Source organism: Pseudooceanicola sp. DL12 (genome assembly GCF_056270665.1).
On record NZ_CM149884.1, the window covers coordinates 4,235,279 to 4,255,999 of the forward strand.

At 64.3% G+C, this 20,721-nt stretch carries 16 protein-coding genes; 7 read left to right on the forward strand and 9 right to left on the reverse strand.

Features of this window, described 5'->3' with window-relative positions:
- Window positions 1-2 precede the first annotated feature (2 nt).
- From AC0WR5_RS19810 to galU, 3 genes are all read right to left on the reverse strand, one after another.
- A complete protein-coding gene (locus AC0WR5_RS19810; RefSeq protein WP_475869077.1) occupies window positions 3-989 on the reverse strand; it encodes a glycosyltransferase family 2 protein in 987 nt (328 codons plus the stop codon).
- 200 nt (window positions 990-1,189) lie between these two features.
- Complete coding sequence (locus AC0WR5_RS19815) at window positions 1,190-2,239, reverse strand: glycosyltransferase family 2 protein (protein WP_475865564.1); 1,050 nt, start codon at window positions 2,237-2,239, stop codon at window positions 1,190-1,192.
- Between the two features lie 174 nt (window positions 2,240-2,413).
- A complete protein-coding gene (gene galU / locus AC0WR5_RS19820) occupies window positions 2,414-3,307 on the reverse strand; it encodes a UTP--glucose-1-phosphate uridylyltransferase GalU (RefSeq protein ID WP_475865566.1) in 894 nt (297 codons plus the stop codon).
- A gap of 581 nt (window positions 3,308-3,888) precedes the next feature.
- Here galU and AC0WR5_RS19825 point away from each other — a divergent pair.
- Window positions 3,889-4,710, forward strand: coding sequence for an ABC transporter permease (locus AC0WR5_RS19825; protein ID WP_475865568.1), 822 nt, complete (start codon window positions 3,889-3,891; stop codon window positions 4,708-4,710).
- 15 nt (window positions 4,711-4,725) lie between these two features.
- Here the strand turns inward: AC0WR5_RS19825 and AC0WR5_RS19830 are convergent, their stop codons facing one another.
- Together AC0WR5_RS19830 and AC0WR5_RS19835 are read right to left on the reverse strand one after the other, a co-directional pair.
- Window positions 4,726-5,331 carry an alpha-ketoglutarate-dependent dioxygenase AlkB family protein gene (locus AC0WR5_RS19830; protein ID WP_475865569.1) on the reverse strand — a complete coding sequence of 202 codons (606 nt, stop codon included), beginning with the start codon at window positions 5,329-5,331 and terminating at the stop codon, window positions 4,726-4,728.
- On the reverse strand, window positions 5,328-5,942 hold the full coding sequence (locus AC0WR5_RS19835) for a TetR/AcrR family transcriptional regulator (protein WP_475865571.1): 615 nt from the start codon (window positions 5,940-5,942) through the stop codon (window positions 5,328-5,330). Before AC0WR5_RS19835 ends, AC0WR5_RS19830 begins: the two co-directional genes overlap by 4 nt.
- Before the next feature lie 111 nt (window positions 5,943-6,053).
- On the opposite strand from AC0WR5_RS19835, the gene AC0WR5_RS19840 reads away from it, so the two are divergent.
- From AC0WR5_RS19840 to radC, 4 genes are all read left to right on the forward strand, one after another.
- Window positions 6,054-7,055 (forward strand): SDR family NAD(P)-dependent oxidoreductase, encoded by a 1,002-nt coding sequence (locus AC0WR5_RS19840; RefSeq protein WP_475865573.1) that lies wholly within the window; start codon window positions 6,054-6,056, stop codon window positions 7,053-7,055.
- A 350-nt stretch (window positions 7,056-7,405) separates the two neighbouring features.
- Window positions 7,406-9,325 carry a molecular chaperone DnaK gene (dnaK, locus tag AC0WR5_RS19845; RefSeq protein ID WP_475865575.1) on the forward strand — a complete coding sequence of 640 codons (1,920 nt, stop codon included), beginning with the start codon at window positions 7,406-7,408 and terminating at the stop codon, window positions 9,323-9,325.
- A gap of 86 nt (window positions 9,326-9,411) precedes the next feature.
- On the forward strand, window positions 9,412-10,554 hold the full coding sequence (dnaJ, locus tag AC0WR5_RS19850; RefSeq protein WP_475865576.1) for a molecular chaperone DnaJ: 1,143 nt from the start codon (window positions 9,412-9,414) through the stop codon (window positions 10,552-10,554).
- Window positions 10,555-10,975: 421 nt separating this feature from the next.
- A complete protein-coding gene (gene radC, locus AC0WR5_RS19855) occupies window positions 10,976-11,737 on the forward strand; it encodes a RadC family protein (RefSeq protein ID WP_475865579.1) in 762 nt (253 codons plus the stop codon).
- Here the strand turns inward: radC and AC0WR5_RS19860 are convergent.
- Both AC0WR5_RS19860 and AC0WR5_RS19865 read right to left on the reverse strand, forming a co-directional pair.
- A complete protein-coding gene (locus AC0WR5_RS19860; RefSeq protein ID WP_475865581.1) occupies window positions 11,734-12,162 on the reverse strand; it encodes a GlcG/HbpS family heme-binding protein in 429 nt (142 codons plus the stop codon). The genes radC and AC0WR5_RS19860 overlap by 4 nt on opposite strands.
- Window positions 12,159-14,312: a malate synthase G gene (locus AC0WR5_RS19865; RefSeq protein ID WP_475865583.1), complete on the reverse strand. Its 2,154-nt coding sequence runs from the start codon at window positions 14,310-14,312 to the stop codon at window positions 12,159-12,161. Before AC0WR5_RS19865 ends, AC0WR5_RS19860 begins: the two co-directional genes overlap by 4 nt.
- Before the next feature lie 115 nt (window positions 14,313-14,427).
- Between AC0WR5_RS19865 and AC0WR5_RS19870 the strand changes: the two genes are divergently transcribed.
- Entirely contained in the window at window positions 14,428-15,210 is a 783-nt protein-coding gene (locus tag AC0WR5_RS19870; RefSeq protein ID WP_475865584.1) for an IclR family transcriptional regulator, read from the forward strand.
- Here AC0WR5_RS19870 and AC0WR5_RS19875 read toward each other — a convergent pair.
- The gene (locus tag AC0WR5_RS19875; RefSeq protein WP_475865586.1) at window positions 15,207-16,766 is read right to left on the reverse strand and encodes a phosphate ABC transporter substrate-binding/OmpA family protein; all 1,560 of its coding nucleotides are present in this window, start codon (window positions 16,764-16,766) and stop codon (window positions 15,207-15,209) included. The two genes, AC0WR5_RS19870 and AC0WR5_RS19875, sit on opposite strands and share 4 nt — an antisense overlap.
- A gap of 151 nt (window positions 16,767-16,917) precedes the next feature.
- Window positions 16,918-19,641 (reverse strand): preprotein translocase subunit SecA, encoded by a 2,724-nt coding sequence (gene secA, locus AC0WR5_RS19880; RefSeq protein ID WP_475865588.1) that lies wholly within the window; start codon window positions 19,639-19,641, stop codon window positions 16,918-16,920.
- A 175-nt stretch (window positions 19,642-19,816) separates the two neighbouring features.
- Here secA and AC0WR5_RS19885 point away from each other — a divergent pair, with 175 nt between their 5' ends.
- On the forward strand, window positions 19,817-20,719 hold the full coding sequence (locus AC0WR5_RS19885) for a peptidylprolyl isomerase (protein ID WP_475865590.1): 903 nt from the start codon (window positions 19,817-19,819) through the stop codon (window positions 20,717-20,719).
- Window positions 20,720-20,721: the final 2 nt, after the last annotated feature.

Below are 20,721 nucleotides of genomic sequence, written 5' to 3' on the forward strand. Positions count from 1 at the left end.
CCCTACGCCCAGTTGCCCTTGGACATCAGCCCGAGGATCTCGAGCTGGCGCCAGTTGATGTATTTCTCCGACCACTTGCACCACAGCTCGGGGTCGGTCTTCAGCTTCTCGTGATAGGCAAGGTATTCGCGGCTGGCGCCATAATGCTCGCGCCGTTCCAGCTCCTCCTCGGCCTTGGCCGTCAGCGTGTCGAGGAACTTGGTGTGCAGCAGCACGCCGCTGGCCTTCTCGCCGCCCCATTGATCATAGACCAGGTTCAGCCCCCGCGGTAGCAGCCTGTGGGTCGAGCTGACGTAGGCATAGCGCCGGTTCCATTTCACCAGCGGGATCTTGTTCAGCGCCGGCGCCTGCTCCGGCTCGTCGGGAAAGAAAACCCGCATCCGCGGCCCGCCCTGGATCCACAGGTTCTTGTACAGCGGATCGCGCTTGATCGAGTAATTCCCGCTGTCGAACCAGTTCGCGATCTCCAGCGGGTTCTGCCCCTCGTGATAGGGCGTGTCCGACAGGTGCCCCTTGGGGTAGACGTCGAGCATCATGGCGGCAAAGCTGCGCACCGCAGCATTGTCGAGCCACCCGGTCAGCGCCTGCAGCGGGCGGCTGTCGCAGAACGGATAGACAAAGAACTCGTCCGGATCGACCACCAGCGCCCAGTGATCATGGGCATAGCGGCTCAACAGGTAGTTGACCCAATCCATGCCAAAGGCCGAGTCCTTGTAGCTGCCCTTGGTGTGAAACACGCTCACATCCATCATCCCGGCCAGGTACTCGCGCAGGCCATCGCTGCTGCCGTTGTCGACGACGATGAAGTGATTGACCCCCAGATCCCTGTAATACCTCAGGAAATAGGGCATGCGGATCTTCTCGTTCCGCACCGTGGTGATCAGCAGGATGTCATTGCGGTGAATCGTGGCCGTGCGGTCCTGTACCGCGGCCAGCTCCATGGATTTCCGCATCGCCCGCACCAGCTTGCGGCGGCGGCGCATGCGCATCTTGTAGGAAGTCCAGTACTTCAGAATGGTCCCGTACCCCAAGTCCGAAAGACCGGTCGCGCCGCCCGGCCCTTGTCACGCATCCCCACCGAATGCCTAAGACTATCTCACGCAAGTCACTCTATTTTCAATCCATTTACGAATCATGTCCCGCGTCGGGATCCTGGTGTTGCCGCCCTGCGCCGGGGGCCCTGCGCGGCTCAGCCCGCAGACATCAGGCCCAGCCGCTCCAGCTGCCCCGCATCTTCCAGCTTCACCGCTCCCCGATGCCACAGGTCCGGCCCCCGGCCGAGGGCCTCGTAGTAGGCGGCAAACTCCTCCGGCCGGGCAAAATGCTCGCCGCGCCGACGCTCCCGGTTGGCCCGTTCCGGGGCATCGGGCAGGAACTTCGTATGTAGCAGGATCCCCGAGGCCTGGTCGCTCCCCGGCCCCGAGTAGAGCCCGTTCAGCCACGGGGGCAGCGCCGAATGACAGGAGTTCACATAGGCATATTGGCGGTTCCAGCGCAGCAGCGGCAGCTTGTTCAGCGTCGGCGCCCGCTCCGGCGTGGCCGAGAGCAGCGCGCGCTCGCGGGTGCCGCCCTGCACCCAGAGATTGTTCACCGGCCGCTGGCGCGTCGCCCGGTAGGGGCCCGCGTCGAACCACTGCAGCACCTCGCGCGGGTCCTGCCCGGGGCGGTAGTGCGCCATGCCCAGCGGCCCCTTGGGGAACAGATCCAGCATCAGCGCCCCCAGCCCCGCCTGCCCCCGCCGCTCCAGCGTCGCGGTCACCGCCCGCAGGTCCGCGCCCAGCGCTCCGGGCCAGACCAGAAGTTCGTCGGCATCCAGCATCAGGCACCAGTGGCCGTGGCAATAATGCATCTGCAGCCAGGTCATCCAGTCGAGGCCAAAGCGCGAAGCGCGATAGCTCCCTTCAGTCTGCCAGAGCGACACATCACCTTCCCGTGCCAGCATCTCGGCGCTGCCGTCATCGCTGCCGTTGTCCACGACCAGGAAATGGGACACGCCCAAATCCCTGTAATACTTCAGGAAAAATGGCAGCCGCAGCATTTCGTTGCGCAGGGTCATCACCGCCAGGATCTCTCCCGGGCGGATCGCGCCGGTGCGGTCCGACAGCACCGTCAGCCCGTGGCGCGAGCGGAACGAACGCCACAGCAGGCGCCGCCGCTTCCATCGCATGCGATAGGCCTCGGCCCGGCTCAGCGTCAGCGGCTCCGCCACGCCCGTCGGATTTCGCTGCTCGTCCTGCACGTCCGCCTTCCATGCTTGCACCACGATCCCGCGCGGCCCGCAAAGGCCACCCATAGGCGGTTTCGCGATTCGGGCACAGATGCGATTCGCCACCGGCCTCCCGAAACGCGAACAGGCGCCCGTTGCGGGGCGCCTGTCGTCAAGATTGCGAAGAGCCGCGGGTGCGGCCCCGGCTTACTGCGCCGCCTGGTCGACGTGCATGATGTCCTGGAGGTAGCCATAGAGCTCGTCATGCAGCTCGTCGCGGGCCAGGCCAAAGGCGACGGTTGCCTGCAGGAAGCCCGCCTTGGAGCCGCAATCGAAGCGCTGCCCCTTGAAGCGGAAGCCGTGCACCGGCCGACCGGCGGTAAGCTCGTCGGCGATGGCATCGGTCAGCTGAACCTCGCCCCCGGCACCGGTCTTCATCTTGTCGAGGTTGTTCATCACGTCCGGCGTCAGGATGTAGCGCCCGATCACCGCCAGGTTCGACGGCGCGGTGCCGGCCTTGGGCTTTTCGACCATGCCCTTGACCGAGACGACGGAGCCCATGTCTTCCTTCACGTCCAGCACGCCATAGGCGCTGGCCTTTTCCATCGGCACTTCCATGGCCGCGACCATCGACGCCGGGTTTTCCTCATAGGCCTCGACCATCTGCTGCAGGCAGGGCTTGTCGGCGGCGATCACGTCGTCGGGCAGCAGCACGGCAAAGGGCTCGTCGCCGATCAGGCGACGGGCGCACCAGACCGCGTGGCCCAGGCCGAGCGCCTGGTGCTGGCGGATATAGGCGATGGCGCCGCTGTCCATGTAGGTGCTCTTCAGCACTTCGAGCAGCGCGTCCTTGCCCTTGCTCTCAAGGTCGGCCTCGAGCGTCGGCGAATGATCGAAGTAATCCTCCAGCGCGGATTTCCCGCGCGAGGTGACAAAGATGAACTCGGTGATGCCGGCCGCGCGGGCCTCGTCGATCGCGTATTGGATCAGCGGACGGTCGACCAGAGTCATGATCTCCTTGGGGACCGACTTGGTGGCGGGCAGAAAACGCGTGCCCAGACCGGCGACAGGGAAAATGGCTTTGGTGACTTTGGTCTTCACGATGTGTCCTCAACTTCTTTGCATAAAACCGGACTCGTCCGGTTTTGAAATGCGAACCCAAACCAGAAACTTGGCCCGCTAATAACTCACTTCAATAGCATGGAACGGTGACGGATTTAGGATCGGGCGCCGCGCTTGCGTAATATTCTATCGTACAATGGCTTAATGACTGCATCAGTTCCACAGCAAGAGCAAAAACGCGACAGATATCTTGCCACAGGCGTTTCATTGCCGGTCGCATTCCGCAGCTGACGCCTTCTCGCGCATTTTCTGACCACTCGGCAAACATCCTTGCCCTGTCCGTCCGCCGGCGCCCCCCCTGCCCACGGTCTGCGCCGCCTCCGGCCCGCCCTGTGACCCGCCCTGTGGCCCCGGGCGCGACTCAACCCCCGGATGCACACGCCCTCCCGCCCCTCCGATTTCCCCGCCCCGGCCGCCGCGGTCGATTGATCGGCCCCCCGCTTGGCCCTATGCTGCACCGCAGTCAGGTCGCGCGCGGCAACCAAATCGCAGCACATCCCTGACAGGCTGGCCCCGCCAGCAGCCCTGCGCAGACGGCCAAGCGAGCGGAGCCACCCCGAATGTTCAAGCAGAAGCGACCGACCAACAGGCTGCAGACGGTCCTGTCGATGTCCGAGCTCACGTTTCACACCGCCGCGCACAAGGTCCGCTCGACCCATACCAATGCCTTCATGTCCATCTTGATGAACCTGGTGACCATCGGGATCATGGTGCTGGTCTTCTACCTCTTCTACGTGCTGCTCGGGGTGCGGCGCTCGGCGATCCGGGGCGATTTCTTCCTCTTCCTGCTCAGCGGCGTCTTCATCTACATGACCCACGTGCGGACGCTGGCGGCGATTTCACATGCCGGCGATGCCTCCTCCCCGATGATGCAGCACGCGCCGATGAACCCGCTGATCCAGATCTGCGCCGGCGCCCTCTCCTCGATCTACATCCAGTTCCTGTCGCTCTTCGTGCTGCTCTTCGGCTACTGGGTGATCGTCACGCCCTTCACGATCTATGATCCGATCGGCGTGCTGGGCTGCATCATGCTGTCGTGGTTCTACGGCATTGCCGTCGGCCTCTGCTTCAAGGCCTTCATTCCCTGGGCCCCCGCCGTTGGCGCCATCCTCCAGACCTTCTACACCCGCTTCAACATGCTGGCCTCGGGCAAGATGTTCCTGGCCAACGACCTGCCCTCCAGCATGCGCAATATCTTCGACTGGAACCCGCTGTTCCACATCATCGACCAGGCGCGCGGCTACATGTTCATCAACTACACGCCGCAATACACCTCGCTCTCCTATGCGCTGAAGGTCTCGCTGGCGATCTTCTGCATCGGGCTGATCGCCGAGTTCTACACCAGCCGCCATGTCTCGATCAGCTGGGGCGCCAAGCGCTGAGCGGTCCGCTCCGGCTCAATCCACCACCCGGCAGGTCAGGTTGATCCGCCCGCCTTTCGGCAACAGCGTCGAGGACCCCGGGCGGATCCGGTCGACCCCGTGATGGATCAGCCGCGACGGCCCGGTCAGCAGCGCCACGTCGCCGGACTTCAGCCATATCGATTCCGTGCTGCCGCCGCGCTCGATGTTGCCGATGCGGAACAGCCCGTCATCGCCCAGAGACACCGACATCACCGGCCAGTCGAAGCTGGCCTCGTCGCGGTCCTGGTGCAGACCCATCCGCGCACCCTCGCCGTAGAAATTGATCAGGCAGCAGTCGGGCTGCCGCTCCAGCCCCGTCACCTGGCGCCACAGGTCCAGCACCCGCTCCGGAATCGGTGGCCAGTCGCTGCCCTGCGGATGCTGCCGCTCGTACCGGTATCCGCGCCGGTCGGAATACCAGCCGTACTTGCCGGCCGAGGTCATCCGCACCGACATCTTCCTGCCCCAGCGCGTCTCGGGCGAAAACAGCGGCGCCGCCGCCTGCACCGCGCGCAGGTCCTCCAGCAGCACCTCCTGCGCGGCGCGGTCCAGCGCCTGCTGGTGGATCTCCACCCCGCGGATCGTCAGCGCCGTGCTCATGCCGCGCCCTCCCCGCTTCCCTCCGGGCCCCGATAGGCGAAATCGGGCATGATGTCCCCGATGCCCAGGTGCCGCATGCCGTCCTTGTCAAAGACACCCTGGATGGTCAGCACCGCAAAGCCGTGCAGGATGCACCAGTTCAGCATCTGGGCGCGCTTCTCCGCCTCGGGCGTATCGTCCTTGTCCCAGATCATCCCCGCCGAGATCTCACGCAGCACCGCCGCGCAATCGGCCATCGGCGCCTTCAGCACCGGGTCCGCGAAATCGATCCTGCGGCGCGAGAACATCAGCTCGAAGAGCGCCGGATGCGCCTTTGCAAAGGCCACGTAGCTGCGAAAGGCCGCCGCGCGCCGCTCTGCGGGGCCCGCGCCCTCGCCCGCCTCGTCCTCCATCAGCACATGCAGCTGACGATAGCCCTCGGCGGCGATGGCGCTCAACAGGCCGGTGACATTGCCGAAATGGTTCTTGGGCGCGGTATGGCTGACACCCACGCGGTCGGCACAGGCCCTCAGCGACAGCTTTTCCAGCCCCTCCGCCTCGAGAATGTCCAGGCCCGCGCGCACCAGCGCCGGTTTCAGGTTTCCGTGGTGATACTTTTTATCCTGCGTCATCGGGCCTTTATCCCGCATCATGTTTCCAGTGTAAATATTTTCATTGACGGGTCCGGACTCCGCCAGATATTTCCAGTGTAAACATCTATCGATCCCGACAGGAGGGCCCCGATGGCACCGCGCACCCCGCCAAAGACGCTGCACTACCACGCCCTGGCAGAGAGCCTGCCCGACCAGGCCGGCAAGGTGGTGGCGATCACCGGCTGCACCTCCGGCATGGGCCTCGTGCTCGCCCGCACCGCGGCCTCGAAGGGGGCGCATGTGGTGATGCTCAACCGCCCGTCGGAGCGCGCCGACCGCGCGCTCGCCGAACTGCAGCAGATTGGCCCGGCCACCCTCGTGCACTGCGATCTGACCTGCTTTGCCTCGGTGCGCGCCGCCGGCGCCGCCCTGCGCGCGGGCTTCGGCGACAGCGGGATCGACGCGCTGGTCTGCAACGCCGGGCTGATGGGCCTGCCCGACCAGGCCACCGAGGATGGTTTCGACATCCAGATGCAGGCCAACCACCTGTCGCACTTCCTGCTGACGCACGAGATCTGGGCCCTGCTCGATCATGCCGCCGCCCTGCGCGGCGAGGCGCGGGTGGTCAGCCATTCCTCCGGCGCGCGCAAGTCGCGCAGCGCCCCGCGCGGCATCCTCGAGCCGCGCTTCCTCGAGGCCCGCGGCGGCGATCTCGGCGGGGACGGCTGGCCCGGCATGGGCAAGTGGCGCCGCTACCGACAGTCAAAGCTCGCCAACATCCTCTTCACCTATGCGCTGCAGACCCACGCCGACGCCCGCCCCGGCAATGCGGTCAAGGCGCTCTGCGCCCATCCCGGCCCCGCCGACAGCGGCCTCCAGGCCAAGACGGCCCTGGCCGGCGGCGACACGATCCTCGACCGCTACATCCTGTCGTCCACCCTGAAGATCGCCCAGAGCCAGGAGGACGGCACCTGCGGCCTCGCCCGCGCCACCTTCGACCCAGAGGCGAAGGGCGGCGATTTCTTCGGCCCCGATGCCAAGGCCCGCACCGGCCCCGCTCTCCTGCTGCCTCCCGAACGCGACCCGGAGGCCGAGGAAAAGCTCTGGGCCCTCAGCCTCCGCGCCACCGGGCTCGAAGACTTCTTCGCCTGACCCCGACCTGACCGGCCCCGTTCGGCCGGTTGCAGCCCCGAATCCGTCCGCACGTCCTGCGGGCGGCCCCGCGGCCACGCACCACCTGCTGCCGGCAAAATGCTGCCAAGTACCATGCGGGGCGCCCCTCCCGCGCCAAATCCTTGACGCATGATGAAGCCCCACCTGACAAAACAATGGTTTTTTGCCGCTCTCCGGCTCGTGACCGGCTTGCAGGGCCGAAACCCCCTCCTTATATACGCCCAGAAGCCAGGCAGACAGGCATCTGACTGCCGCTACCGGATCGGGACGCTGATGCCGTAACGGGTCTGCGGCCCGGAACATCGCCTTAAGTAGAAGGGATAACATACATGTCTAAAGTGATCGGTATCGACCTCGGCACCACCAACAGCTGCGTCGCCATCATGGATGGTTCGCAACCCAAGGTCATCGAAAACTCCGAAGGTGCGCGCACCACGCCTTCGATCGTCGCATTCACCGACGAAGAACGCCTCGTCGGCCAGTCGGCCAAGCGCCAGGCCGTCACCAACGCTTCCAACACCATCTTCGGCGTGAAACGCCTGATCGGCCGCCGCGCCGATGACGCACACCTTGCCAAGGACAAGAAGAACCTGCCCTACACCGTCATCGACGGTGGCAATGGCGACGCATGGGTGGAAGCCAAGGGCGAGAAATACTCGCCGTCGCAAATCTCCGCCTTCATCCTCGGCAAGATGAAGGAAACCGCCGAGAGCTACCTCGGCGAAGAAGTGACCCAGGCCGTCATCACCGTGCCTGCCTACTTCAACGACGCCCAGCGTCAGGCCACCAAGGACGCCGGCAAGATCGCCGGGCTCGAGGTCCTGCGGATCATCAACGAACCTACCGCAGCTGCCCTCGCCTACGGTCTCGACAAGGAAAACAGCCACACCATCGCGGTCTATGACCTCGGCGGCGGTACCTTCGACGTCACGATCCTCGAGATCGACGATGGCCTCTTCGAAGTGAAATCCACCAACGGCGACACCTTCCTCGGCGGTGAAGACTTCGACATGCGGATCGTCAACTACCTGGCCGCAGAGTTCAAGAAAGAGCACAACGTCGACCTGACCCAGGACAAGATGGCCCTGCAGCGTCTGAAGGAAGCCGCCGAAAAGGCCAAGATCGAGCTCTCCTCCAGCCAGTCGACCGAGATCAACCAGCCGTTCATCTCGATGGGCTCCAACGGCCAGCCGCTGCACATGGTCATGAAGCTGACCCGCGCCAAGCTGGAAAGCCTCGTCGCCGACCTGATCAAATCCTCGCTGAAGCCCTGCCAGGCTGCCCTGAAGGATGCCGGCATCTCGACCTCCGAAGTGGACGAAGTCGTTCTCGTCGGCGGCATGACCCGGATGCCCCGCGTCGTGGAAGAAGTGACCAAGTTCTTCGGCAAGGAACCCCACAAGGGCGTGAACCCGGACGAAGTCGTGGCGCTCGGCGCTGCCATCCAGGCCGGCGTGCTGCAGGGTGACGTCAAGGACGTGGTCCTGCTCGACGTGACGCCGCTGTCGCTCGGCATCGAGACGCTGGGGGGTGTCTTCACCCGCCTGATCGACCGCAACACGACGATCCCGACCAAGAAGTCCCAGGTCTTCTCGACCGCCGAGGACAACCAGAACGCCGTGACGATCCGCGTGTTCCAGGGTGAACGCGAGATGGCTGCCGACAACAAGATGCTCGGCCAGTTCAACCTCGAGGACATCCCGCCGGCACCGCGCGGCATGCCGCAGATCGAAGTGACCTTCGACATCGACGCCAACGGCATCGTGTCCGTGGGTGCCAAGGACAAGGGCACCAACAAGGAACAGAAGATCACGATCCAGGCCTCCGGTGGTCTCTCCGACGCGGACATCGAACAGATGGTCAAGGACGCCGAGGCAAATGCCGAGGCCGACAAGGCCCGCAAGGAACTCGTCGAAGCCAAGAACCAGGCCGAAAGCCTCGTGCACTCGACCGAGAAGTCGATCGAGGAACACGGCGACAAGGTCGACCCCTCGACCGTCGAGGCCATCGAACTGGCCATTGCCGCGCTCAAGGACGAGCTGGAAAGCGACAACGCCGAGAAGATCAAGGCCGGCATCCAGAACGTGACCGAAGCGGCCATGCGTCTGGGCGAGGCGATCTACAAGGCGCAGGCCTCCGAGGGTAGCGACGAGGAAGAACCTGCCGCGGCCGATCAGGCAAGCGGTTCGGACGACGACGATATCGTCGACGCCGACTTCGAGGACCTGGATGACAACAAGCGTGGCTGACCCCAGCCGCCGCTGAGGAACCTCTGGGGCCGGTCCTCCCATCGGGCGGGCCGGCCTTCATCGTTCCAAGGAAGGGATGACCTGAAGTGGCAAAACGAGATTATTACGACGTACTCGGCATCTCCAAAGGGGCCAGCGCGGACGAGATCAAGAAAGCCTATCGCACCAAGGCGAAAGAGCTTCACCCCGACCGCAACGCCGACAACCCCAAGGCCGAGGATCAGTTCAAGGAAGTGAACGAGGCCTACGAGGTTCTCAAGGACGCAGACAAGAAGGCCGCCTATGACCGCTATGGCCACGCAGCCTTCGAGGGCGGCATGGGCGGCGGGGCGCGCCCCGGTGCCGGCGGCCAGGGCGATTTCGCCTCTGCCTTCTCCGATGTCTTCGACGATCTCTTCGGAGATTTCATGGGCGGGCGTCAGCCCGGCGGGCGCCAGCGCGCCACCCGCGGTGCCGACCTGCGCTATAACCTGCGCGTGACCCTGGAAGAGGCCTATACCGGCCTGCAGAAGTCGATCAAGGTGCCCACCTCGGTGCAATGCGACACCTGCCACGGCTCCGGTGCCGAGGGCGGCGCCGAGCCCACCACCTGCCCGACCTGCTCGGGCATGGGCAAGGTGCGGGCCCAGCAGGGCTTCTTCACGGTCGAGCGCACCTGCCCGACCTGTGGCGGCCTCGGCCAGATCATCAAGAACCCCTGCAAGTCCTGTGGCGGCCAGGGCCGTGTCGAGAAGGATCGTTCGCTTTCCGTGAACATCCCGGCCGGCGTCGAAACCGGCACCCGTATCCGCCTCGGCGGCGAGGGCGAGGCCGGTCTGCGCGGCGGGCCTGCGGGCGATCTCTACATCTTCATCGACGTGGCCAAGCACCCGATCTTCGAGCGCGAGGGCACCAACCTGTTCTGCCACGTGCCGGTGTCGATGACCTCGGCCGCGCTTGGCGGCGACATCGAGGTGCCCACGATCGATGGCGGGCGCTCGCGGGTGAAGATCCCCGAGGGCAGCCAGTCCGGCCGGCAGATGCGTCTGCGTGGCAAGGGCATGCCGGCGCTGCGTGGCTCCTCGCATGGCGACATGTTCATCGAGCTGGCCGTCGAGACCCCGGTGAACCTGACCCATCGCCAGAAGGAGCTGCTCCGCGAGTTCTCCGACCTTTCGGCCGAGAACAACCCGGAGAGCGAGGGCTTCTTCAAATCGGTGAAGAACTTCTGGGATTCGATGAAGGGGTAATCTGACAAACCGGCCCTGCGGGGCCGGCAAAAGGTCCAGTGGACCTTTTGGTCAGATTACGGGCGAAGCCCCGGGAATGAAACGGGCGTCGTCCCGGGACATCTCCGGCGACGCCCTCTCGCCTTCGGACCAGATCCCAAGGGGCGGCCATCGTGCCGCCCTTTTGCATGCGCTCCACCATGCCTCCGGCGGGTATGTTTGGAACAGGAAAATGGCATGAGGACAGCGCCCTTTTCACGGCGGCATACTCCCATCCCGTAGCAAAATCGCACCGACGCAATACCGACGCGATACCGACGTAATACCGACGTTGGAATCTGGCGATTTCAGGGGCTTACAGATATGCGATTTTCGGAATACCGACGTCGTTGGCGGGCCTGAAATTAACTGCCTGCTAACCAGTTTTGGCGATGCTGGCGGGATGAGTAACCCGCGCGAATTCCATGAGAAATCCCTGCCCCTCTTCGAGCCGGACGAGGCCGACGCCGTTGCACTGCCGCAGGGGCGCCTGCCCTCCTATATCCGCGATCACCGCCAACGCCTGCGCACCCGTTTCCTGGCCGGCGGGGCCGAGGCCCTGCCCGATTACGAAATGCTCGAGCTGGTCCTATTTCGCGCCAACGCCCGCCGGGACATGAAACCCCTGGCGCACAAGCTCCTGGAAACATTCGGTGATTTCAACGGGGTGATTTCAGCCTCGCCAGAGAGGCTGGCCACTGTTCCGGAGGTTGGCGAGGCCGTGATCTGCGAGTTGAAGCTGATCGAAGCTGCCGCGCGGCGCCTGTCCCGGGCACGGATCATGCAGCGCCAGGTGCTTTCCTCCTGGGATGCGCTGCTGGATTATTGCCACACCGCCATGTCGCACCGAGAGACCGAGCAGTTCCGCGTTCTCTACCTGGACCGCAAGAACACCCTGATCGCCGACGAGGAACAGGGCTCTGGCACCGTGGATCACGTGCCTGTCTACCCCCGCGAGGTTGTGAAACGCGCCCTGCACCATAACGCCAGTGCGTTGATTCTGGTACATAATCACCCGTCAGGAGATCCGTCGCCCTCGCAGGCGGACCTCGACATGACACAGCATGTGATGGCGGCCGCGCAGGCGCTTGGCATCACGCTGCACGACCACATCATCATCGGAAAATCGCGAGAGCTGAGCTTTCGCGGCGAGGGCTATCTCTAGCCCCCGAGCATCTCCTCCAGGGCAGCGAGCCCGGCGTGCGCCACCTCCATGTCCTGGGTGGAAGTGCCTGAACTTACGCCGATTCCGCCCAGGCATTCGCCCTCGACCAGAACCGGCAGCCCACCGCCAAAGACCATCACCCGGCCGCCGGCCGCGCCTGCAATGCCATAGGCCGGCGCGCCCGGCTGGGCGCCGGCCTGCAGCTCGTGCGTGCCCTTGCGCAGCCCTGCCGCGGTATAGCTCTTGTCGATGGCGATGGTGACCGAGGGCACCTTGCCCCCGTCCATCCGTTCGAAGGCCAGCAACGTGCCGCCCTCGTCCGTCACAGCGATGCACATCGGCACGCCGATCTCCTCCGCCTTTGCCCTGGCGCCCGCGATCATCACGCGGGCGTCGGCGATCTCCAGCCGCTTGACGGTGATCATGCCTGTGCCGCCTTGGCTTCGCGGCGGCGGGCATGAAGGACCGGCTCGGTATAGCCGGACGGCTGCTCAACCCCTTTGAAGATAAGGTCTTTTGCCGCTGCGAAGGCCACGCCGTCAAAGCCGGGCGCCATGGGCACATAGGCCGGATCACCGGCGTTCTGGGCATCGACCTTCACCGCCATGCGCTTCAGCGCGTCCATCACCTGGTCCTCGGTCACCAGCCCGTGCAACAGCCAGTTGGCCAGGTACTGCGACGAGATCCGCAGCGTGGCGCGATCCTCCATCAGGCCGACGTCGTGGATATCCGGCACCTTGGAGCAGCCCACGCCCTGATCGATCCAGCGGACGACATAGCCCAGGATCCCCTGGCAGTTGTTGTCCAGGTCGCGCTTCACTTCCTCGTCGGTCAGGTTGCGGCCACCCAGCAGCGGCGGCGTCAGCAGCGCATCGAGCGACGCATGCGCGCGGCTCTTCAGCTCTTCCTGGCGGGCTGCAACATCGACCTCGTGGTAATGCGTCGCATGCAGGGTCGCCGCCGTCGGAGAGGGCACCCAGGCAGTGTTTGCACCGGCCATCGGATGGCCGATCTTGGTGCTCAGCATCTCGGACATGACATCGGGTTTCGCCCACATGCCCTTGCCGATCTGACCGCGGCCCTGCAGGCCAACCTCAAGCCCCGTATCGACATTTCCGTTCTCGTAGGCCGAGAGCCAGGCCGCATCCTTCATCTCGCCCTTGGGCACGAAGGCCCCGGCGTGCATCGAGGTGTGGATCTCGTCGCCGGTGCGGTCGAGGAAGCCGGTGTTGATGAAAACGCAGCGGTCCTTCACGGCACGGATGCATTCGCGCAGGTTCACCGAGGTGCGGCGCTCCTCGTCCATCACGCCCAGTTTCACGGTGTTCCGCGGCAGGCCAAGGATCGCCTCGACCTCGGAGTAGAGACGCTCGGCAAAGGCTGCTTCCTCCGGGCCGTGCATCTTGGGCTTCACCACATAGACCGAGCCGCAACGGGAATTGCGCAGGCCTTCGGTCTTTTTCAGGTCGTACATGGCGCAGGCGACGGTCACCAGCGCATCAAGCATGCCCTCGGGCGTCTCTTCGCCCTCGAAGAGCACCGCATCGGTGGTCATCAGGTGGCCGACGTTGCGCACAAGCATCAGCGCGCGACCAGGCAGCGCAAAGGTCTCACCCGCAGGCGAGAGGTATTCCGGATCCGGGTTCAGGCTCCGTGTCATCTCCTTGCCACCCTTGACGAAAGTCTCGCTCAGGTCGCCCTTCATCAGGCCCAGCCACTTGGCATAGACGTCGGTCTTGTCCTCGGCATCAACGGCCGCGACGCTGTCTTCGCAGTCCTGGATCGCGGTGATGGCCGATTCCATGACAACGTCACAGAGGCCACTGGGGCTGTCCTGCCCGACCGGGCTGGATGGGTTGATCTTCAGCTCGATGTGCAGCCCGTGGTGGCGCAGCAGGTAGGTCGCGGTATCGCCGTCCTCGCGGTAGCCGGCAAAGACATGGGTGTCCTTGAAGCCATGAACGGCACCGTTTGCCTCAGCCACCAGTGCCTCGCCCTCGCGGCGATATCTTGTGACTTCCGCATGGCTTGCGCTCTTCAGCGGCACCGCCAGGTCGAGGAACTCCGCCGCCCAGGCCATCACCTGCTTGCCGCGTGCCCGGTCATAGCCATTGCCCTCCGGCGCGCCAGGAATGGCATCCGTGCCATAAAGCGCATCGTAGAGGCTGCCCCAGCGGGCGTTGGCAGCATTCAGGGCGAACCGCGCGTTCATTACCGGCACCACCAGCTGCGGGCCGGCAATTGTGGCGATCTCCGGGTCGACATTCTCGGTGCCAACCGTGAAATCGCCGCCCTCTGGCACGATATAGCCGATCTCGGTCAGAAAGGCCTTGTAGCCCTCAGCATCCCAGGGCTGCCCCTTGCGGGCCAGCAGCCAATCGTCGATCTGCTGCTGCAGGCTTTCACGCACCTCAAGCAGCCGCAGGTTCTCGGGCACGAGATCACCCAGCATGCGGGCATAGCCGGCCCAGAATTCCTCGGCCTCAACCTCCAGGCCGGGCAGAACCTCCGCCTCCACCAGGTCGGCAAGCGGGGCGGCAACCGACAGACCGGCGCGGGTCACATATTGGGTCATGGCATTCTCCTGAATCGTTGACGGCACCATAGCGCGCAGGTGGCCCAAGGCGACGGGAATTGCGCAGCTTTCCACGATATGGAAAGCTCTCCACCGGAAATGGAAAGGCTACCCCATGGCAGAGTCGCAAAGCGTGCAATCAGTGGACCGGGCCCTGCACCTGCTGGAACTGGTCGCGGCAGAACCCGACGGGCTGAAACTCTCCGAGGCCGCCCGTCGCGCGGGGCTGGCCGCCTCGACCGCACATCGCCTGATGACCACTCTGGAATTGCGTGGTTTCCTTCAGTCTGATGCCGCCTCCGGCCACTGGCATGTGGGCCGCAGGGCACATGCGGTGGGCGCCGCCTACGTACTGTCGCGCAACCTCGTGGCTCCTGCGGTGCCCTTTCTGCGGCGCCTGCGCGATGCAACGCGGGAAACCGCGAACCTGGGCGTGATCGAGGATGGCGAGGTGGTGACCCTCAGCCAGGTCGAGAGCCGGGAGATCATGCGGGCAATCTCGCCACCCGGCGGACGGGTGCCGGTGCTGTGCTCCGGCATGGGCAAGGCCATCCTGGCCACCCGAAGCGACAAGGAGATCGACCGAATGATCCGGCGTCACGGCTTTCGCGCCGCCACGGCCCACAGCCTGACCCGCCCGGAGGCTGTCCAAGCCGAGATTGCCCGCATCCGACAGCAGGGCTTTGCCATCGACGACGAGGAGTTCGTGATCGGGCTGCGGTGCGTTGCCGCCGTGGTCTGGGGCCCGGAAGGCGAACCCGCCTGCGCGATCTCCGTCTCCGGCCTGGCCGCCCGGATGACACCCGAAAAGGTCGCCCGCTGTGGCGAAATGGTACGTCGCATGGCTGCGGACCTGACGGACGCGATCGACGGCCTGCCCCCGGAGCGTAGGCCCTAGCGCACCCAGACCTCGACCCGCCGGTTCGCCTGCCGCCCCCAGGCACTGTCATCACAGGCCATGGGCAGCGCCTCGCCAAAGGCCTCCGTGTCGAGCGTTACCCGTTCCGGATCAAGGGTTTCGGCATTGGCGAGCACCGCCGTTAACACCGCCTGCGCCCGCCTGCCTGCGATCTCGCGGTTGGCTTCGGCGTCCCCCTCGCCATCGGAAAAGCCCACGAGGAGCACCTGGCGGCCATCGTACTGACCGCCCTCCAGCGCCTGGGCGAGCAAGGCCACGTTGCTGCGCGATTGCGCATCCAGCTGCGAAGAGCCGGCCTTGAACCGGAAGGAGGTCGAGATGCGATCCATGCCGCGCAGGGTGCGCATCATGCGCTGAAGTTCCTCAAGGCTGATTTCCGGACCCGCCTTGTCGATCGCATTGGCAATCCGCGTGCCTTGCTCGGCAATGGGGATCTCCTCTGGCAGCTGGTCGCCGAATCCGGCCCGTCGGATGACGTATTGCGCCTGGTCGCTGCGGGTATAGGCGAGGAATTCCCGCGCCAGTTTCGGCAAGCGGCGTGCAGGCTGATAGAGAAAGACCGGCGCAGTCAGCGGGTAATCCTCGGTCTTGGCATTCCGATTGGTCGCTTGCAGGGCGAAACCGCAGGTGCCACCAAGGCCCAGAGGCTGCGCATCTCCCACCTCGCTGCCACTGGAGACGCCGAGAGCGAAGGGATCCGACAGCACGGCATTGCGCAGCTCCGCGTCGCTAATGTGCTGCACCGCGGTACGCGACAGCTGGGTCTCCCCCGGCACCAGGAGCTTGTCGAACACCGCCTGACCGATGCCGCTGCTCAGGTCGCGCACATGAACGTCAATCGGCGCATCCGGCCCACCAAGCGCCATCCAGTTGTCGATCTGCCCCGAGAGCACTCCCGCCAGATCGGTCAGCGAAATCTGTGTCACCGGATTGCCCGGTGCCACGATGGGCACGAGCGCGTCCAGCGCCAGAACCCGTGACCGTCCCTTCTGGGTCAGGTCTCCGAGGCCGGCCCCGCGCGCCGCTTTCAGCTCTGCCGGCCGGATCTCGCGCAGAGCCATCACCAGGTCGACATCCGCATTCAGCAGATCATCGAAACCGGCGTCGGTATTGGCACTATGGATGGTGAATTCGCCGACCAGGCGCCCGCTTTCCTGATCAGTCAGGGCATAGAGCACCTCTCCCGGAGACAGCGCCTTGCGCGTCACGCCATAGCCGTGCCGCAACCCAAAACCTTCGACAAGGGCGGGCATCAGGATATTGCCAACCGTCGCCGCACCCGAAATCGAGAGCTCGGCCACGAAGGCCTCCAGATCGGGACACCCCGGCCCGTTACAGAGCACGCCGGAACCGTCCAGTGTCAGCTCGCCGTAATCCGTCTGAACCCGATAGAACTCGCCGTCGAAGCCCAGCAGGTCGCCGCTGACCGCCACCGCGCCGTCGCGCGAGGTCAGAGTCACGTCCTGCGCCAACGCAGGGATCGCTCCGTTCAGCAAAAGAAGTGCGGCAAGGCACCCCGCGCGGATTGACGGCATATGTTCCCCGGCACCCAGCTTGTCCCGGCGCGAGTGTTTCCGGATCGGACTTCCGTTTCAACCGGCGAAAAGAACACGCCGCGACACTGAGGTCGCGGCGTGGCTTTCGCGCAAGCAAGTGCCACCGGAAAAGGCTGCCGGTGGCAGGGGCTCAGAGTGCCCCGTGGCAGTGCTTGAATTTCTTCCCCGACCCGCAGGGACAGGGCGAGTTGCGTCCCGGGTTGCCCCAGGTCGAGGGATCGTTTTCGTCAAAGCCTGGGACCGCACCTTCGGGTGTCTCCTCGGCCTCGTCTGAAACAGCCGCCTCGGATTGCTGCACAGCGCTGTCCACCGCCGCCTGCTGGACCGCCATGCGCTCCTGCAGTGCCCGGATCTGCGCCTGCTGCTCCTCCTCGGTCATCGGACGAACTCGGGCAAGCGTGGTGGTCACATCTTCCCGCAGCGTGTCCAGCATGTTCTCGAAGAGGGCAAAGGCCTCGTTCTTGTATTCGTTCAGCGGATCGCGCTGTGCATACCCGCGGAAGCCGATGACCGAACGCAGGTGCTCCATGGTCAGCAGGTGTTCGCGCCACTTGCTGTCGATGGTCTGCAGCATGATCTGCTTTTCGATCAGGCGCATGTTCTCGGCACCAAAGGCTGCGGTCTTGCGCGCCATGGCCTCGTCGCTGGCCTTCTCTAGGCGCTCGATGATGTCCTCGTCATCGACACCTTCCTCGTCGGCCCATTCTACGACCGGCACGTCGATGCCCAGCTTCTCGATACAGGCCGTCTTCAGCCCTTCGGTATCCCACTGGTCGGCATAGGTCTTGGGCGGCATGTACTGCGTCACGAGATCCTGGATCACGTCATAGCGCATGTCCTGCGCGATCTCGGAGATGTCCTGCGCCTCCATGATCTCGCGGCGCTGGCCAAAGATCAGCTTCCGCTGGTCGTTCATCACGTCGTCGAACTTCAACACGTTCTTGCGCATGTCGAAGTTGCGGCCCTCGACCTTGGCCTGGGCGCGTTCCAGCGACTTGTTCACCCAAGGGTGCACGATCGCTTCGCCTTCCTTCATGCCAAGGCCCGACAGAACCTTTTCCAGGCGCTCGGAGCCGAAGATCCGCATCAGGTCGTCTTCCAGCGACAGGAAGAAGCTTGAGCGCCCCGGGTCACCCTGACGGCCGGAGCGGCCGCGCAGCTGGTTGTCGATCCGACGGCTCTCGTGGCGCTCGGTGGCCAAAACGAAGAGGCCGCCGGCGTCCTTTACCGCCTGCTCGTCCTTCTCGTGCTCTGCCTCGATCCGGGCACGCACCTCGTCGGGATGTGCCTCGGGGTTGGCGGCCAGCGCTTCCATGACCTTCATCTCGACGTTGCCGCCCAGCTTGATGTCGGTCCCGCGTCCCGCCATGTTCGTGGCAATCGTGATCGCCCCCAGCTTGCCGGCCTCGGCAACGATCTGCGCCTCTTGCTCGTGGTGACGCGCGTTCAGCACGTTGTGCTTCAGGCCCGCCTGGGTCAGCAGCTGGCTCAGCACTTCGGATTTCTCGATCGAGGTCGTCCCCACCAGGACCGGCTGGCCCTTCTCGTGGGCAACCTTGATCTCCTCGACGATGGCCGCGTATTTTTCCTGCTGGGTCCGATAGATGGCGTCATCCTCGTCCTTGCGGGCAATCGGCCTGTTCGTCGGCACCTCGACCACGCCAAGGCCGTAGATCTCGTGGAATTCCTCGGCCTCGGTCATCGCAGTGCCGGTCATACCACCCAGCTTGTCGTAGAGGCGGAAGTAGTTCTGGAAGGTCACCTGAGCCAGCGTCACGTTCTCTGGCTGGATCGCCACGCCTTCCTTGGCCTCGATGGCCTGGTGCAGGCCCTCGGACAGACGGCGTCCGGACATCATCCGTCCGGTGAACTCGTCGATAAGGACGATTTCACCGCCGCGGACAATGTAGTGCTGGTCCTTCTGGAACATCTTGTGGGCCCGCAGCGCCTGGTTCACGTGGTGAACGATGGTGGTGCTTTCCGGGTCATAGAGGGTCTGACCCTCCTGCAACAGACCGGCATCGTGCAGAAGCGTTTCCAGCTTCTCGTTGCCTTCCTCGGTAAAGGTCACCTGGCGCTGTTTCTCGTCGACGGTGAAATCCTCTTCGCTCAGTGAGGGGATCAGCTTGTCGATGGTGACGTAGAGTTCGCTGCGGTCCTGGGCCGGGCCCGAGATGATCAGCGGCGTCCGGGCTTCGTCGATGAGGATCGAATCCACCTCGTCGACAATCGCGTAATTGTGTTCCCGCTGGTATAGATCGTTCAGGTCCGACTTCATGTTGTCGCGCAGGTAATCGAAGCCTAGCTCGTTATTTGTCGCATAGGTGATGTCGCACCGATAGGCGGCTTTCTTCTGCTCATCCGGCTGACCGGGATGGACCACACCCGTGGTCAGTCCGAGGAAGCCGTAGACCTTGCTCATCCACTCGGCATCCCGCTTGGCGAGATAGTCGTTCACCGTCACCACGTGCACGCCCTTGCCCGAGAGGGCATTCAGGTAGGCGGGGAAAGTCGCGACAAGGGTCTTGCCCTCGCCGGTCTTCATCTCCGCGATATTGCCTTGATGCAGGAAGATGCCGCCCATCAGCTGAACGTCGAAAGCGCGCAGGCCGATGGCCCGGCGTGCGCCTTCACGGCAATTCGCAAAGGCCTCCGGCAGCAGGCTGTCCAGGCTCTCGCCCTCGGCGATGCGCTTCTGGAACTCGGCGGTCTTGCCGCGCAGCTCGTCGTCGCTCAGCGCTTTGAAGTCTTCTTCCAGCTCGTTGATCTTCGCGACCAGCGGGCGCGTCGCCTTGACCTTGCGGTCGTTCGGCGTTCCGAAGACCTTCTTGGCGATAGTTCCGATACCCAGCATGATCTATTTTCCGCTCTCTGACGCCATCGTGTTTCGGGGCCTGCTTGTGCGTGAGGTCCGCGGCCCATACAACAGGCCTGAACAGGCCGGCCGGCCCTTTGCCATAAGGCGATGTAGTGGCCGGGCCCATAAGTGTCAACGCCGCGCCCCGGTGCGGCAAACCAAAGGAAAATCCATGTTGCATCGTATTGCCTGCGCCGCCGTACTGGCGATCTCCGCTCCTGCCTTCGCCCTGGCCCAGGACAGTACCGCAGCGGAGAGCCAGCCTTCTGCCGACACCGCGACCACCGCAGCCCCCCAAGGATCACCGGTCACGTCGCAGACGGTTCTGGCCACCGTGGGCGGTACCGACATCACCGTCGGCAACCTGATCGCAGCCAAGGGCTCCCTGCCCGACCAGTTCCAGCAAATGCCTCTCAGCGTTCTCTTTTCCGGACTGCTGAACCAGTTGATCAATCAGGAACTTCTCAAGCAATCCTTCACCGGAACGGTGCCCGACGGCGTGCAGGTCTCGCTCGAGAATTCGGAGCGTTCGATGTTGGCCGCGGTCGCTCTTGGCGACTATCTCGACAGCACGATCACCGACGACATGATCACCGCAAAGTACAACGAGATGTACGGTGACGGCTACGAGCCGCAGGAAGAATATCACGCCTCGCACATTCTCGTCGAGACCGAGGACGAGGCCAAGGATCTGATCAAGCAATACAACGACGGTGTCGATTTCGCCAAACTGGCCCGCGACAATTCGACCGGCCCGACTGGCGCGAATGGCGGTGATCTCGGGTGGTTTACCGCCGATCAGATGATCCCGGCCTTCTCCGACGCGGTCAAGGACATGGAAGTCGGCGAGATCAGCGAACCCGTGCATACCGATTTCGGCTGGCACGTGATCCTGCTGCAGGACACTCGCAAGCAGGTCCCCGAGCTCGACCAGGTGCGCGGAGAGATCATCCAGAAACTTCAGGAGGATCTGACCACGCAATATATTGACGATCTGACCTCAAAAGCGGATGTCGACAAGAGCGGTGCCGATCAGGTCGACCCCGCAACCCTGGACAACATCACTCTGGAGTGACC